This is a genomic window from Bradyrhizobium sp. CCBAU 45394 (assembly GCF_028128655.1).
Taxonomy (GTDB): Bacteria; Pseudomonadota; Alphaproteobacteria; order Rhizobiales; family Xanthobacteraceae; genus Bradyrhizobium; species Bradyrhizobium diazoefficiens.
In genome coordinates this window covers 1-15,723 of sequence record NZ_LBIX01000131.1, presented here as the reverse complement: position 1 = coordinate 15,723, position 15,723 = coordinate 1, and the positions used below count along the sequence as shown (strand labels likewise).

Annotated in this window: 12 protein-coding genes and 3 pseudogenes; 7 read left to right on the top strand and 8 right to left on the bottom strand. The window is 57.5% G+C overall.

Annotation, left to right across the window (positions count from 1 at the left end):
* Nucleotides 1-514 precede the first annotated feature (514 nt).
* Nucleotides 515-835: a trehalose-6-phosphate synthase gene (locus WN73_RS13295; protein WP_271553184.1), complete on the top strand. Its 321-nt coding sequence runs from the start codon at nt 515-517 to the stop codon at nt 833-835.
* Complete coding sequence (locus WN73_RS13290; RefSeq protein ID WP_256380420.1) at nt 832-1,464, top strand: trehalose-6-phosphate synthase; 633 nt, start codon at nt 832-834, stop codon at nt 1,462-1,464. The genes WN73_RS13295 and WN73_RS13290 overlap by 4 nt, the downstream gene beginning before the upstream one ends.
* Before the next feature lie 129 nt (nt 1,465-1,593).
* Here WN73_RS13290 and WN73_RS13285 read toward each other — a convergent pair whose 3' ends face one another.
* The 5 genes and pseudogenes from WN73_RS13285 to WN73_RS13265 all read right to left on the bottom strand — a co-directional run bounded on the left by WN73_RS13285 (nt 1,594) and on the right by WN73_RS13265 (nt 6,597).
* Complete coding sequence (locus WN73_RS13285; RefSeq protein ID WP_271553180.1) at nt 1,594-2,070, bottom strand: Lrp/AsnC family transcriptional regulator; 477 nt, start codon at nt 2,068-2,070, stop codon at nt 1,594-1,596.
* Between the two features lie 326 nt (nt 2,071-2,396).
* Nucleotides 2,397-3,021, bottom strand: a pseudogene (locus tag WN73_RS13280) (NUDIX hydrolase).
* A gap of 554 nt (nt 3,022-3,575) precedes the next feature.
* Nucleotides 3,576-3,773 (bottom strand): hypothetical protein, encoded by a 198-nt coding sequence (locus tag WN73_RS13275; protein WP_271553179.1) that lies wholly within the window; start codon nt 3,771-3,773, stop codon nt 3,576-3,578.
* A gap of 1,351 nt (nt 3,774-5,124) precedes the next feature.
* Entirely contained in the window at nt 5,125-5,616 is a 492-nt protein-coding gene (locus WN73_RS13270) for a hypothetical protein (RefSeq protein ID WP_271553178.1), read from the bottom strand.
* A 648-nt stretch (nt 5,617-6,264) separates the two neighbouring features.
* Nucleotides 6,265-6,597, bottom strand: a complete 333-nt coding sequence (locus WN73_RS13265) for an avidin/streptavidin family protein (RefSeq protein ID WP_271553186.1) — start codon at nt 6,595-6,597, stop codon at nt 6,265-6,267.
* A 1,448-nt stretch (nt 6,598-8,045) separates the two neighbouring features.
* Between WN73_RS13265 and WN73_RS13260 the strand changes: the two genes are divergently transcribed.
* The 3 genes from WN73_RS13260 to WN73_RS13250 all read left to right on the top strand — a co-directional run bounded on the left by WN73_RS13260 (nt 8,046) and on the right by WN73_RS13250 (nt 11,664).
* On the top strand, nt 8,046-8,444 hold the full coding sequence (locus tag WN73_RS13260; RefSeq protein ID WP_271553176.1) for a hypothetical protein: 399 nt from the start codon (nt 8,046-8,048) through the stop codon (nt 8,442-8,444).
* A gap of 136 nt (nt 8,445-8,580) precedes the next feature.
* A complete protein-coding gene (locus WN73_RS13255) occupies nt 8,581-10,707 on the top strand; it encodes a prolyl oligopeptidase family serine peptidase (protein WP_271553175.1) in 2,127 nt (708 codons plus the stop codon).
* Between the two features lie 750 nt (nt 10,708-11,457).
* Complete coding sequence (locus WN73_RS13250) at nt 11,458-11,664, top strand: cold-shock protein (protein WP_097669909.1); 207 nt, start codon at nt 11,458-11,460, stop codon at nt 11,662-11,664.
* Nucleotides 11,665-12,132: 468 nt separating this feature from the next.
* On the opposite strand, the gene WN73_RS13245 is transcribed toward WN73_RS13250, so the two are convergent.
* The 3 genes from WN73_RS13245 to WN73_RS13235 all read right to left on the bottom strand — a co-directional run bounded on the left by WN73_RS13245 (nt 12,133) and on the right by WN73_RS13235 (nt 14,059).
* Nucleotides 12,133-12,456, bottom strand: coding sequence for a hypothetical protein (locus WN73_RS13245; RefSeq protein WP_271553174.1), 324 nt, complete (start codon nt 12,454-12,456; stop codon nt 12,133-12,135).
* Nucleotides 12,444-13,643 carry an MFS transporter gene (locus tag WN73_RS13240; RefSeq protein ID WP_271553172.1) on the bottom strand — a complete coding sequence of 400 codons (1,200 nt, stop codon included), beginning with the start codon at nt 13,641-13,643 and terminating at the stop codon, nt 12,444-12,446. Before WN73_RS13240 ends, WN73_RS13245 begins: the two co-directional genes overlap by 13 nt.
* Before the next feature lie 119 nt (nt 13,644-13,762).
* Nucleotides 13,763-14,059 carry a hypothetical protein gene (locus WN73_RS13235; protein WP_271553170.1) on the bottom strand — a complete coding sequence of 99 codons (297 nt, stop codon included), beginning with the start codon at nt 14,057-14,059 and terminating at the stop codon, nt 13,763-13,765.
* Between the two features lie 787 nt (nt 14,060-14,846).
* On the opposite strand from WN73_RS13235, the pseudogene WN73_RS13230 reads away from it, so the two are divergent.
* A pseudogene (locus WN73_RS13230) lies at nt 14,847-15,091 on the top strand (transposase); the annotation flags it as partial.
* Nucleotides 15,082-15,315: pseudogene (locus tag WN73_RS13225) on the top strand (TlpA family protein disulfide reductase); the annotation flags it as partial. The pseudogenes WN73_RS13230 and WN73_RS13225, both read left to right, overlap by 10 nt.
* Nucleotides 15,316-15,723: the final 408 nt, after the last annotated feature.

Here is a 15,723-nt window from a genome sequence, read left to right as displayed (position 1 = left end):
CCTCGAAGTCCTGGATGGATGCAGCAATCCGACCATTTTGCTCGACCGGTCAGCTTCTCGAAGCTAGACCTGCCATCCTGGCGTGGTGGAGACATCTCGGGGCTGATCTGCGACTGCATCAAACGCAAACATCGTCAAACGGAGTTACGTGATGGTTCGAATCCATGACACGCTCGACACCACAACGTTGGATCCCAGCAGTACATCAGGCGCGACCCAGCAAGATGAAACTATAGGCCATGCGGCCTTTGACCAGCACCTGGCAAGAGCAACAAGCTAGTGCAGGTCCTTCCGATCCTAGTGTATCGGACGAGGTGGAGGATCGTCTTGATGCCGTCAACCAGCAACCCGATTTGAAGCTTGTCGTCATTTCGAACCGCGTTGCACCCTTCGACCCCAATAAACCCCAGACCGGCGGGCTCGCCGCGGCCCTCGAGCCGGTGGTGGAACGTTCCGGCGCGGTTTGGATAGGCTCTTCGGAGACCCGCGGCGACGGGATCGGCCCCTGCCACTGGTGCCGACTGGTGCAGGCGACGTCGCCAGGCTCGATCTGCCGGCCCCGGACCATCCTGGCTACTATCGGGGTTATTCGAATTCAACGCTGTGGCCAGCATTGCACTCCCTGCCGGACCGGATGTCGGGCTCGGACGAGGATTATGGCAGCTATCGAAGGATCAACGACTTCATCGCGCGCGCGGCTTTCGACGTACGAGATCGGGACGCATTCTGGGTGCATGATTATCATCTACTCCCGCTTGGGGCCGATCTGCATGACCTGGGCATTGAGCGGCCAACCGGCTTTTCCTCCATACGCCGTGGCCCACACCCGACATGATAGAGTGCGTACCCAACCATCGCGAACTGATGAAATCGATGCTGAAGTACGATCTCCTCGGCTTTCAGACGAACCGGGATCTGAACAATTTCCTGGCCTGCCTTCGAACCCATTTCGCGCTGGAGGGCAAGGATGGCATTGTGACCACAGAACGTGGCCAGACGCGACTTCAAAAGTTCCCAATCGGTATCGATCCCGAGCAGTTCGCAGAGTATCTTGCGCAAGACCTCTCTCCCGCAGAGCAAGAAAAAGTCTCGTCACTATTGCAAAACTTCCAAGGCGCCAAGTTTGCCATCGGCGTAGACCGGCTCGACTACACGAAAGGCATCGATAAACGGGTCGAAGCGTTCAATCAGCTTTTAACGAAGGAGCCGCAGAGCATCTCGCTGCTGCAAATCGACCCGTCCTCACGCGCCGACGTCGAAGAGTACCAAAAATATAGAGACGACGTGCAGACCGCTATCAACCAGGTCAATACCGAGCATGGCACAGACGAGTGGAGCCCGATCCACTACAAGAACGATTCGTTCAGCCAGGCTGCGCTCGCACGTCTCTACCGCGCTGCGCATGTCGGCGTCGTGACACCGGAACGGGAACAATGCAGCCAACGCGTCGTTCCGTACCCGTAAACGGCGCTTCGGTAGTGTCTTCTTGGTAGTGTCTCAGACGTGTTCAGAGTGATGAGCCTGCGCGTCATTAAGCGCTTGCGCAGAAGGGTAAACGCATCGATCCGCGGTGTGAAAAACCTTAATCCGTAGTCAGTCCTCCGAAGGAGTCTCGACTGGTACGGCAAAGCCCGCTTTTATACGATCCAACACGACCATCGTCTTGAAGCCTTTTATGTCAGGGTTCACATAGAAAAATTTCCGGGTGAACTCCTCATAATCCTCCATGGTGCGGGCGGTAACGTAAAGGACAAAGTCCGCATCGCCGGTGACGTAGAAGCCGTTGACGACTTCAACTGACGATCTAACGGCCTTCTTGAATTTGTCGATTATATCGGCACGTTCCCGCTCCAGACTTACAAGCACAAGCATTTGAATAGGTCTGCCTACCGCCTTCGGCGAAACTATCGAGATATCGGCCTCGATGATGCGTTCAGAACGGAGCCTCTTTAGTCGCCGCTGACACGCTGTGGCAGAAAGCCCGACCAGCTCGCCGACTGCTTCGGACGTGAGACGGTTGTCTTTTTGCACGATCTCGAGGATGCGGGCATCTATCCGATTGTACTGCATAACCGGAACCCGCCTGAGGTGAATTTAACCGCGAAATGGCCTCGCGGCGCAGGAATTCGTCCAAGACTATCCCAGATTCAGGGATGTTTTCAACAAATGAACGGGAGGCTCTCCGGGAAAGACGAGGGCCATGAGTAGCCACGATGAACGCCGGCGCAACGGAGTAGGTGAGATCAGTCAACTCTTGCGCGACGCTGCGAGCGGCGCCCTCATCGCCCCGGGCGTTCGCCACATTCTCGACGGCTCGGTTGCGGCAAGCTCAAGGGCGCACACTGTGCGCGGCACGATCGGAGAGCCGCCATGCCAAGTGTCAGCGCAAAGTGCCTTTACTCCCAGGCGACGATCGGTTGTTCCAAATCGCTAACGCGGGTTGCGCGCCCAGCCAGAATCTCGCGGAACTGACAGATTAGGGCCGCTGTCGGGCGTAGATCAGGCTCCCCCGATGATGAAAGGGGATCACGCGCCGCTCGCTTTCGGGAATGGTGACGAAGTCGAAGGCGTCCTCACGTTCGATTGTATGAAGCGCAATGTGGAGGACGGAGCGACCTCATGCGGGTTCGGCGCCATAGCGGCGCTATCAGCAACCCATACGACAACGGGCGTGATCAGATAGCCGGAGCGTGTCGGATAATCGTCGAGCATGCCGAGCACTGCATCACCCGCAAGCCCCAACCCGAGCTCCTCCTCAAGTTCTCGCCGTGCCGCCTCGACCGGCGTCTCGCCTTCGTCGCAGCGTCCGCCGGGCAGAGCTCACTGGCCGCGATGCGAGCGCAATCTTGACGCGCGCAATGTGAGGAGAAAGGCGATGTCGTGGCCCTCGCCAGAGGCGGTCAGCACGATTGCCACCGCTGTACGCGTGAGTCGGTCCGGTCCTGCACTCTGCGGCAGGCGCCTGAAGCTCGCGCACGCCGCCGCGATATTCCGTCTGGTAACATCGTCGAACGATTTCATATTGCACTGCGCTTTCCAATCAAGAGCGCAAATTCGATATCTTTTGTTCTTGCCGAGAGACGGCGAACCGCGTCGTGAGCGCGCTGAAAACAAACGATTTCTCGCATGACCGTCAGGAATAGTGCAGCGAATTTGAATGGTAAGCCTGAGCAGCGGCTGCGACTCTCGCTTCATCGGTGCATCGACGGACCTTTCACACGCAATCACGGTCTTGTCTTGCGTTGCGCTAAGTGACGCGGACCTAGTCCGCAATCGCTGCTCAGCGTAGGACTCCGCGGCGTGCTCATCGCCTTCGACTTTGCGTACCGCTCTCGCAATATACTGAGCCGTCGGGCGACGGCATTTTCGCTTCTCTCGAGTAGAATGGAAATCCGCTTTGCGGTTTCACGATTCGAAGCGAGCTTGAGAAGGCGTTTGTCGTCTTCTTTGCTCCATGGTCGGGATCGGTTCCTGAGCATACTTCAGTCAAATAGCTATCTGTTGAACCAGCTTTGCCAACCGGGGGCAGCGCTCTTAAGGCGAAACTTTCTGGATTACCACGACATCAAACATCCTCACGCCGAACCGTGTGTTTCGTGTGGGATTGCCTTGTACTCGTCGTTGGCGTAGGCGATCGCATCGTGAGCAACGCGTTGGAATCGGCGGATTGCATCGACCCCTTCTGCTATCGGCATGATGCTGAAGCACTCGGTACCGTTGTCCCGAATCTTATGAAGAGGCGATCCGTTTTTTAGCTTATAGAAGAAGTCCATAGGCGGATTTCGTGCGTTTCGAGGTGAGATTCTGGCGCCTGTTCCAAGCCAGGAATGTCTCGCAGCCAGGCTTTGTTGGTCTTCCGTGGTATCGTTCGCCTTAAATTGCGCCGTTCGAGATGTTCGTCACCTCCTGCTGTGAGCTGCAGGCCTGGTGCGATCACCATCCCGAAGCTTTCGCACTCCTCGCAAAGAAGGGCGCCACGTCCCTGTGATGGCCAAGATCACAAGCGGACGGCCCGGAGCAGACCGGGCAAATTCGAACGCTTCTGGATGGAGCCCCTCGAGCCTGGCTAGGCTCGCGCTGATGTGATCGACTATCATTCGTTTGCCTTAGCGGTTGGCGGATCTTTTTTGTAAACGCGAGCCAGCTAGATTAGCGGTCTCCGACGCGCCAATCCGCGCCGTGAAGGCGCGTCATCTCGCGATGAGCGCGTTTGATAAGGGCGCGCTCGAACCAAAGGCCAGCACCGAATGACGCGGCGAGCGTGAGGATGCAGGCGAAATAGCTATTCAGGAAATCCCAGCTAGCGCTGCCGGCTGTGACTGCGAGGAAAGTTCCTACCATCACAGTATTGCGAATGCTTCTGACCATGTTGGTCCTGTGTAATTAGCAGGCCCAACTTTAGCATTGCAGTCACGGCGATTATCGGCGCAAAACAGCTGTCTCCTGCTGTCTTTCTGTTCAATCGGCTTTATGGCGAGCGAAGGTCCACTTGCGAACAGGTGGTCAGGTGGCAGGTAGTTGCGCCGACAAGCAGTATGCGCCTCGACCCGTGATAGTTACGCGCGCATGCCGCTTGTCTCGGGACCGACGTAAATTCAGCAGGAGGTGTGACTAGGAACTGTTCTCGGTTGGGACAGACGCACTCAAAGTAGGGCATTTGCCCGCTTCGAACGTTTACAGCGGCGCAAGAGCAGAGCGCATGGCGTGATCGTATCCATTTCCATAATGACCGCCATAGTGGCTTTAACCGTCTTCAGGGCCATGCCAGCGAAACTCCGAGGCATAGCACGAGTCCGCATGATCATAGCCACGGTCTGCGATGGCGGACGTTAGTTGTTGGTTTCATGCATGGGACAGCTGGCTCGGCGGCACTGCCTGTTCTGGTCTCACGAGCCCCCGAGCCACCGGACGGATTACTCTACGTGCTTCCGTTCAGGCGAGCTTCAATGATTGGCCGTCTTGTCTTCAGTGATTGCGGCTCCGTTGGTCATGTCAACAAGCCCCCTCAATTGCGTCAACCGCACCTTGCAGTTATCGACCTGCAGGCAGCGTCATGCCGACGCCTCGCGCAAAGCGCGGACAGAGCTGGCACGCGCAGCGTCGCGAGGATGGCGGGAGGTGTTTTCAGTCTTGCGTCAGCCCGAAGTCGCTCGCCAGGAACTGATCTTGTGTCCACTGCCTCAGCGCATCATCGTTGAGTGTCGAGTTGATTAGGGCATTCCACCTGTCACCCGCCTCTTTCCATTTCGTTTTCCGGTCCGGAAGGTCCCGCAGTAGCCGGAATGCGCTCGTTGCAATCTTGCTTGCCTCTTTACCTTCAGCAGCCTCGCGGATCACGTCCTTGAACATCTGCTCCGGAAAAATCCAGCCGGCGCTCGTGAAGCGGTCGGCAAACAGATATTCGAATGAAGCCCGAAACGTGACGGCAGCTAAAGCATCCTCGTGTTCCGTGCCTGCACTACGCACGTCAAACCATTGCAGCAGCCTTCGAACAGCGGCAGCGGGAGCAACCTGGCGATCACCGATGGTTAGAGATACGAACATGTACGCGATGTCCGATTGAAGTTCTTTGTCCAGGGACACATACCAATCTTTGATCGCCTGAATAGGTGACATGAAAATGATCTCGAGAAAAGCCTAGGGAAGATAGCGGGTGAGCGATGTCGTATCCTTGTTCACGTACTACCACGGCTCTCAATGCAGCTTGATGGTCTCGTGAGATCCGTGCCTGACGCACCGCTCCGTCTTTGCTGTGCTGCATCGATGGTGGTGTCTCCGCAACCCGATCGCGCCTCGTTTGTCGCTGCAAAGCAACAGGCTCTGAACAGAAAAGATGAAGGCGGGAAAGAGGTGGTAAGTCCGACGGATGAAAACATTTCGAGCGGTTGTCCTCGCATCCGAGGGCGAAATCTTCCGACGATAGGTCTAATTTGCGCCACCGAGGACGACGCCAAGGCACGCGCTGAGGATCTCCCCGAAGACGACCCTGTAGAGCTCTGGGATAGCCAGCGCAGAGTAGCGCGCTTCGAACCGAAGCATTAGCCAAGTGTCTGCAACCGTCGCCACGGAATCGCCGAAAGCTATTGCTCGGGAACTGGATCGGTAAGGCGCTGGTCGGCCTGCCCGCTCCAGCGCTTCTAGGAGGCCGGAGAATAGGCCGAAATCCGGGCGCCGGCGCGGCTCAGCAAGTCGCGCCATTTGGGATGCAAACCTCGCGAGAGCGATTTTCAAATCTAAGTAGCTGCATTGCGAGAAGATCGAAAACTACCATATACGCGTGAATATATCCGCGCCCTTTAGCCTGCTAAGCTTACCTTTCTTATCAACGTAGAGCAGCGTCCAAGACGTCGGAATCTGAGACCCCTTAATTTTTCCAACCCAGCGGGTAAAGGAATTGCACTGGGAAAAAGTAACAACAAAATACAAGCCGGTCGGGCTAAGGGATCCCGATGCGGGATACGGGATGCCCTGGCACGCAAATCCTTGAGCATGGTTTGTGAAAATCCCTTGTATTGTCCCGCTATTGGCGGACCAAATATACAGTTCCGAACCTCGTTCATTTTTCCAGTATGAGGGAGCAGGAAGCCCTTGGGCCATGGCCTCAGCGGAAAACAACAGGGATTGGACGAGCAGCAAAAGTCCCAGAAGTCTCTTCATATCGAAGCCCCAAAAGAGTCGCTTAAAGATCATGTTGTACAACTTGAGGTGACGTTCGCGGCTCTTATCTCGTATTCGTCAACGGAATCCGGCGCATATCCGCCAAGTCGCGTTGGATTGCGGCGCCTCGCACTCTCTCTTGCCCCCGATGCCGTTACCCGCGCATCAATTCCTAGCTGACCGCGCGCCGAGACCGCTGCTCGGTTATCTTGCTGGCATCTGCGCAACTATCTTTGCGATCGGCGCTGGAGAATTGCTTTGCCACGCGCTTCCCGATGAGAAACCGCTCGCGGGCGTATGCTGTTGAAGTGGGTCGAGCACGCGTCGAGGGCGAGCAAGTTGTCATTCCAGAGACCATCTGCGTGGTCTGAATGAATTTGCGTTCGGACGAGCTTTTTCGCACGGCAACCCAAGCGGTCGAATTGCCATTTTGCGTGTAGAACCGGTGCTGCTCGTTCTCGATATCGCGGACAACGTTTTCCACCTTGTCCCCGCCATCTTTCCTCCTTCGGGCTTGGGGCCGCCGACATCCATGATGTGCTCATGCCGCTCATCCGGTTAGACGCAATCAATGCGGTAGGTGGTCATGGTCTTACTTTCCATTCAATTTTTGAGCGCACAAGGATCGTGCTCTTCCGGTGATAAGACCTATATCGCTACGGTCCGGAGCAAGCACAATTGTTTACCTTGCGCGGCGCCCTTGCGCATGCGCCGCGCACTTCCGGCAAACCGCTATTGCGGCGAGAATCAACAACTTTGAGAGCCGATGCTGTTGTTTTTTTCGTCATGAGAAATCGTCCTACCGGGATCGGGTCGACAATCTCGCACAATGCAGTCCCTCCAGCGGCCCCATCGGCTCGGGCGAGAAGGATAGGTAAGAGATCATTCAATGTCGCTCCCGGCCCCGGGTGCAGCTGCAACGTCTTCATCGAGCGGCTGTGGCGGTCGCTCAAGCATGAGGACATCTCAAGGGCTATGCCGACGGCCGCGAGGCCAAGGCAGGGTCGCGAGCTGGATCGCCTTCTACAACGATCGTCGCCTTCATCAGGCGCACGGCTATCGCACGCCGATGGCGGTTTGGCGCGAACGGATGCAGGCCGCGAGGGCTGTGGACATGGTGGACAACGCTGACGCGTTGACCACATGCCCACAGCAACTGCAGCAGACAGAGACTCTGGCAGCGTGATAGAAAAGGATCAGGAGCGGTCAGTTTCCAACTAACAAACCCGTTCAAGCGGTCTCGCTCCGCGGGTCCATTTCAGTCAAATTGTTATCAAACGGGATGCGCAGCATTGATCCGAAGCTCTTGTCATGCCGGAATCAACTGCGGCCGGCGCCAACGTTGCGGTGCCCGCCGGGCCCGATCGGACATCACGCTGGCCTGGACGATGGAACTCATCACCGAGAAGAGTCTGGATGCAAGCCGCCCCATGGTCGATAAGGACTTGCCAAGACTATATCCGTCAGCCGACGGCATGATGCACGATGAGTGCATGGTTGATATGGGCGGCACGGCGTTCAAGTGGGCAAAAGGCGGTTCGGGAGGTGCCAGATACGGCACAACTTCACCCTACCGTCTAGTGGCGATGACGTCGGTGCGTAATTTTTCGAGCTTCGCACCACAGGCCTTTCGCGTTGCAGAGCCGCATCTCAAAAGCTTCTGCAAGTGGCGTCGACACCAGCGAGCTTTTGGTCGTTCCCCACGCTGTCGGTGTCTGCTTGGCAACCAGTGTCGGAAAGCGGACATGGTGCTGCAGCCGGAGCTGCTGAAACTTGCGGCTCTTTAGCCGGCACGCTGTTTGCAGTGAGTGGTCCACAACATGGCGCAAGCTGCGCTATGTCATACGTTGCGTGCTTTCCGCCGCTGCTGCTTGACGCGCCAGGCGTGCGAGCGTGCCCGGCGATCTCATCGGGAGAAAGTCCATGAATACACCACCACTCTTCTCCGCGGTGTTGCCTTCGACTGCCAGCGCCACGTCCACGGCGCTTTCACAGGAGCGAACGACCTTGGCAACGACGAATGATCCATTCCTCTGGCTCGAGGACATCGAAGGACAAGGCGCATTGGCTTGGGCTCGCGCCGAGAACGAGAAGACGCTCAGGGTGCTACAGTCAGATCCTCGCTATCGGCACTTCTACGAACAGGCGCTCTCCATCCTGCAGGCCAAGGATCGGATCCCATATGTTTCATTGGAGCGGCGCGGTTTGGAGAATTTCTGGCAAGACGAGAACCAGGTGCGCGGCGTCTGGCGGCGCACCACGCTCGAGAGCTATCGTAGCCAAGACCCACAGTGGGAGACCATCCTCGACGTGGACGCCTTGGCCGTCACCGAGAACAGGAATTGGATTTTTCAAGGTGGCAGCTGCCTTCCGCCTGAAGGGCGTCTCTGCCTGATTAGTCTTTCCGATGGCGGCAAGGATGCCGCGTCCATACGAGAGTTCGACTGCGACGCCAAGACCTTCGTTGCGGACGGCTTTTATCTCCCAGAGGGCAAGCAGCACGTGAGCTGGGTCGATGGTGACACACTCCTTGTTGCACGGGACTGGGGCGAGGGGACTTTGACACAGGCCGGCTACCCCTTTGTCGTGAAGGAGCTCAAACGCGCTCAGCCGCTCAGTGAGGCTCGCGAGATCTTTCGTGGCGAGCCCACCGACGTTGGGACGCAGCCCTTCGTGCTTCGTGACAGCGAGGGTCATATTCATGCGACCGGCGCGGCCCGCGGGATCAGCTCTTTCGAGTCCGAGTATGTGGTCTTCCGCCCCGATGGGCCCGTCAAGCTCAATCTGCCGAAGAAGGCCGCGATGATCGGAATAGTGGGTGATCGCCTGCTTGTGAAGCTTGATGAAGAATGGACGCCGCCCGGCGATATCAGCTTCGCCGCCGGATCGCTGATTTCTTATGACCTGGCTGAATGGAAACAGGACCCGCGGCGCGCCAAAGCCTCGCTTGTTTTCCAACCAGGGCCCCGCCAGGCCCTGAGCAGGGTAGGCGCCACAAAGAATTTGTTGATCATGACGATCCTCGAGAACGTTCAGAGCAGAGCGTTCGTTTGTAAGTACGATCAGGGAGCTTGGTCGGCGACGCCGATCCCGCTGCCGGAATATACAAATGTCAGCCTGTCAACCGTCTCCGATGAAGCGGACCAGGCCATGTTCGCTGTCTCGAGCTATCTCAGACCAACGTCAGTCTGGTATTTTGATGCCGAAGGCAAAAACCTCGAGGAATTGAAGAAGACACCTTCTGCCTTCGATGCGTCCAACCATGTCGTGGAGCAGCTCGAAGCCACTTCGCGTGATGGCACGTCAATTCCCTATTTTCTGGTGCGGCCGAAGAACGCAAGGTTTGACGGCACAATCCCGACACTTCTCTATGGCTATGGCGGGTTCCAGATTCCGCTTTTGCCCTCTTATCTGGGACCGGTGGGGCGGCTATGGCTCGAACAGGGCAATGCCTGGGTCGTTGCGAACCTGCGCGGGGGCGGCGAGTTTGGCCCACAATGGCATCAAGCGGCCCAGGCGGCAACGAAGCAGACGACCTGGGATGATTTCATTGCCGTTGCCGAGGACCTGATCCGCCGGAAAATCACAAGTCCGCGCCGGCTAGGCGCGATTGGCGGCAGCCAGGGCGGCCTGCTCGTTGGCGCCGCAATCACCCAACGTCCCGAGCTCTTCAACGCGGCGATCATCCAGGTGCCGCTGTTTGACATGCTTCGATACACCAAACTGGGCGCGGGCGCCTCCTGGATCGGCGAGTACGGTGACCCCGCGATTGCCGAGCAGCGTGCCTGGATCGAAGGCTACTCGCCCTACCAGAAGCTGATGGCGGGCAAGACCTATCCCGCTCCCTTAATTCTTACCTCCACCAAGGACGACCGCGTGCATCCAGCGCACGGCCGCAAGGCTGCCGCGAAGCTCGACGCGCTGGGCCAGCCTTACTTCTATTACGAAAACATCGATGGGGGACACAGCGCCGCGGCCAATCTCATGGAATATGCGCGTCAACTGGCCCTTGAATACACCTATGCATCGAAGCGGCTGTGTTCTGAGTAAATTCTGTGGACGGCTGATCGAAGCAGATAAAATAGAGACCATTGTTATCTCAACGTCTTCACGTTGCTCAGCTGAATTCATCGAACCCAAGGCGAGAGAGCTGACGAGCCGCCGGCGGGCGCGATGAAGCTCGTAAGATGCGCAAGTTAACCGGTTTGAACAGCCTCCACCGGTGGCGAGCGAGTTTCCTGGCTTCCCAAACGCAACATGACGAGGGGGCGGTATGTTGCAAGATGCGCTTCCTTGAGGATTGTCTCGGCAGACCCCTGTTCGTCCGACATGGCCCGGCGTGCGGCTGACGTCCAAAAGCGTACGGCTAAAGTGCAGCCCTGCGACTGTCTTCGTGCTTGAGTCTCGTAGCTTCAATGCATGGCAGGGATTGATGATCCTGCTCCAGGCCGCGCGAAGGAGTTCACGGCCGCCCTGTTGTTCAACGTCGATCAATCCCATCCGCTCTAGCTTGGCTCCGGATGAGCGCGGCGTGTTCGAGGCTCTGCAATACTTCTGTAAGCCGAAGCGAGCGACGAGTGAAGCGAAGGTCAAAACGTCATCCAGATCCTGAAGCCTCGAAGCGAAGTGTCGTCGACGTGAGGGCGCTTTCTGTCGTTTGCACAATGCGGCGGTAGCCAGAGCCACCGACAAAAAAAGAGCAGGTGACCAGCGCAGCGACGCCGGGCGACTCTTGCCGCCCATCTTGATTGCCGGGAAACTCTTCGCTAGATCACAAGGGTTCACTAAGGAGATGCCGCCGTGGCAATGGGTATTGTGAAGTGGTTCAATTCGACCAAAGGTTATGGGTTCATCAGGCCTGAGGACGGAGGTCCCGATGTCTTTGTGCACATCAGTGCCGTCGAAAAGGCCGGTTGCATCACCCTCGAAGAGGGGGCCCGGGTAAGTTATCAGCTCAAGGCCGGGCGTTCAGGCAAGATGTCAGCTGAGGATCTCCGGGTTGGCTGATCCGGTTCGCCTCCGGAAACTGATCTCTGCAAAGCGTGTTCTCGCACCTGTCCGGCGATGCCTTGTCACGGCGCGCCGGGCGTTTGGCCTTTCGACCGTCTCTTCCCGCCATGAGGCCGTCTCGCAAACCGCACAGCCCTCGGAGACACGGCACGTGTCTTCCAGCTGACCTTCCTGAAAGTGCTGGCCGGCCCGCCCGCCAGGCGGGCTTCCGTTGCCGAAGTCCGACGGGCCGTGGAGATCCTGATGAACAGCGGCCATGACTGGGCCGACGCATGAAGCGGTTGACCGACGCGCGCCGGATCGTAACATCTTTTCGGCGAAGTCTGTCTTCCCGATGCTCTCGGCTGGGAATTACAGAAGAGGGGCGGCAATTCCTCTCTGCGCTCGAAAAGGCAGTCGCGGATCAAAGAGAGCTGTCTCGATCAATCATCGATCCCTCGTCCGGCGACGTCGCTGCGCAAGCAGTCACGGATGCGGCAAAATCAATTGTTCCTCCCGCAATCCCGCCGCCATATCCGCCGGGTCGTAGACCGGCTGGCTCTTGAAGGCGTCCATCTCCGCCTCCAATTGGTTGAAGCGAGCCTGCATCGCCTTGCAGCGCCGGGGCCGCCCCTTAGTTGTTTCGTACGAGCGCGGAACGCGTGCGGCTTCGATCCAAATGCTTAGCACGCTGCGGAAATGCCGTTTGAGGCTTCCGATCTCCTTCACAATCTTGTCGCGGGTGTGCGCAAGCGTTCTTAATTTTGGGACGGCAATAACTCGATCGTTGACCGATATCATCTCGGACATGCTGCAGTCGCGGCTTCTGCAGGTGCTGCATCACGCATGAAGGCAACAGCCAGCCCGATGCCGATGAGACCGATCAGGATCGATGCCGCAGCCAGAGACGCGACGCCGCTAGTCTCGACAAGGATGCCGCCGAGAAAAGCCCCAATGGCGATCCCCGCGAAGGTGGTCGAGCTGTTCATTGCCAGCACCAGCTTCGACCTATCTCCGGCCAGACCGAGAAGCCGGTGCTGGATCGGGACCAGATACATGTAGCTCACGTTACCCCAAAAGAAGGCGATGAGCACGGTGAGGGCACCATGCTGTCCCAACGCAACCAAACCTACGAGCAGGATGAGTTGTGCGCCTACAACCGCGATGAGAACTTTATACGGGCCAAAACGGTCAGTCAGAACGCCGCACGCAGCGTTTCCCGTCACGGCTCCGAAACCGTAGGCAAATAGTGCGGCTGAGAGCAGCGGCACCCCGGCAAGCAGAGAACCGATGATGAAGACGCTCACATAGGAGTAAACGATGAACTCGGAAACGACGATGAATAGCGTCACGGAAAGGATACCGTAGATGGTCTTGGAGAGGCCTTTCGAGATTGGGCCGTCTCCGCGCTCCGGCGCCTTGGTAGCTATTCCGGACATCATCGGGGCGAAGATTATCAATGCGAGAAGCCCGGCAATGACGACGAAACCGAATGAGAAGCGCCAGCCGATAGCATCTGCGATCCAGCTTGTGGCAGGAACGCCCGCAACCTGTGAAACAGTCATGCCGCCAAAGATGAGAGACAACGCGAACCCTTTGCGGGCTGGCGGCAGGAGCTCCACGGCCAGCGCGGTAGCCGACGGGGTGAACATCGCCGCGCCGTAGGCCGAAATGACGCGGCCTGCAGCAAGGGTTAGGAAGTTCGGAGCGATCGCGCAGATCAGGTTACCGATGATGAAGATCGAAACGGACAGAATCTGAACATTATGGCCGCTCATGGCCTTGAACATCCAGGCATTCAGCGGCGCGAAGACGGCGTAGCAGAGCGCGTAAATCGAGATCAGCCAACCCGCCGCGCCGGTTGAAATCGCAAAATCACGCGAGATTACATCGAGCGCTCCAATGATGACAAACGTGTCCAGGCCGATAGCGAACGCAGCGATCGTCAGAGCAGCAATGACAAGTTTCGTTCGCGCGTTAGGAGGGGGTGAGGTCATGACGGTGCTCGTTCATGTTGTAGTGATATGTTCAAGGCAGCACGCCATGCAACTCAGGATAGAGGCTGGCATGATCGTATCTGAGTAGCGGGGACGTGGGCCGTATAGCAGCCACGTCGTCACCACCTCACCGATTTTCTGCAGATCTCGAGCTTGTCGGGATGTTCGAGCGCCGCTCTGCTGTAAGCAACCCCCGCATCATACACGCCTTCAAGGAGTTTTTTTTCGCCAACCGGCTTTGTTGTTTCGAAATTCAGCTTATTCCATGCCTTTGGTCGATATACCCCACCGTCGGCTCGGGGAGTCCCGGCGTCCGGGGCTCCTTCCGTGCGCGGCATATCTTGTGGCAAGCTCTGTGATTTCTGGCTCTTGTGGATGCGGCGTGAGCTGGAGTGCATCAAGGTAGTCCGGATCATGAAGGGTTCTCAAGACTGACACCACCTCGTCTGCGACGTTTTCAGAGGGCGAGACAAATTGGACGCCGGATGAGCCCTCCAATCCGGTCCGGATCTCGTGGAGTCGATCCTCCACTTCCCTTGAGGGCTTAATCGTTCCCGCCGCATTGGCGATAAGGCCCCAGGGCTCGATGGCGCCGGAGTCATGTGTACGGTTAGCCAGGCCACGGAGCTTTCCGTCTTCTCCGCTCTCCAGCCGATGTGAAACCCATGCTTTCATAGAAGTGTTGCAGTTACGGCGAGTTCGTCGGTGAGTTGATGGCCAGCTACCCATTTCGCTACACGACGAGGCCACGATGCTGCCGCTTATCTGCTGTCTTCCTCATTGAACACGCTACCTCGGATTGCGCGCTTCAGCTATCTTTGCCCTCGCTGACGCGATCTTATCGCTACGGTCGCGTTCGCATCATCGAGGCCATGACTAGCGTTAGCACGTTCTCACACACCAACGCACCGCTCAAAAATGGTGAGAGCATTCTGGCGGACGCCGGCAAGATCTTCTCTTTATTGAGCGCTGCCATACTGAGCACTGCTATGGACGTGGTTGCGGCTCTGGCTGTCTTGTTCAAGACGTCGGTGGTTTCAGGCGCGACAACAGGGACGCCTGCAACCAGGTGCTGCGGGAAAGTCTACATCGTTTCTTCATAAAACCGTTCAAGCGGCATTGGCTGCTTGGAGATGTGATGATACCACTTGTGACCATGATGCTCGTTCGGCACCCGATCCAGGTGTTCAGATGAACTTGCCCGCGCTGTTTGCCGCGCTCGATGTCGCTTCCGCTTTGTCATTGGCAAATGCTACAAGCGCCATCGGGCGGTCGAGTTCTTGAAGTTACTCAAAGAGATCGACGCTCAAATCCCTGAGGGGCTCGCTGTCCATATCGTCATGGACAACTAGCCACCCACAAGACACCCAAGATCAACGCGTGGCTCGCTCGCCGGCCGCACTAATGTCCACTTCACGCCGACTTCCGCGTCATGGATCAATCAGATCGCCGGATCGGGGTCGACTTCACACGCGAAATGGAAAAGCTTTGGTTACATCCCAGCCGTTGTGTCGGGATTCCCACCCCGTTCGTCGTCGACCGTGACGGCCGCATCGCCTTTGTCGGTTTGACGATGCAACTCGATGACGTTCTACCCAAAGTTCTGACCGGCAGCTGGCGCACCAGCGATGAAGCTAAAGCCGCCGAGACAGAGCGGATCGCCCGAGACAAGCGCATAAGGGGCGAAACGGCGCGCAAGAGCTGATACCACGCATCGTGATCCCGGTTTGGATCCGCCACTGGTCCGTCCGCGCCACGTTTGTGCTCAACAGGTTTTATCGGGCCAACGGCGGCCGAGCCGTCCCTACCCGCAGCCTTACCGCCAAGTACGGCGGCTTGCGCGACGAGAACGGCTCGGTAACCATGGCTTGATCGACCAGGCGGGCAAGGTCGCAATTGCGTCGCGCCTCACATCCGATCCTTCACGGCCTCGCTCCTGCATTCGCCAGGAGCACTCTTCTCTGAAGAGATTCGAGCTATCAATAATGTGACGAACTTGCGTTCCAGATGACTAGCTAGCACTACTTTGGGTGCGCCGGGAGACCGGCAAGGAATAGATGGTGGAAGTCCATTGCGATGA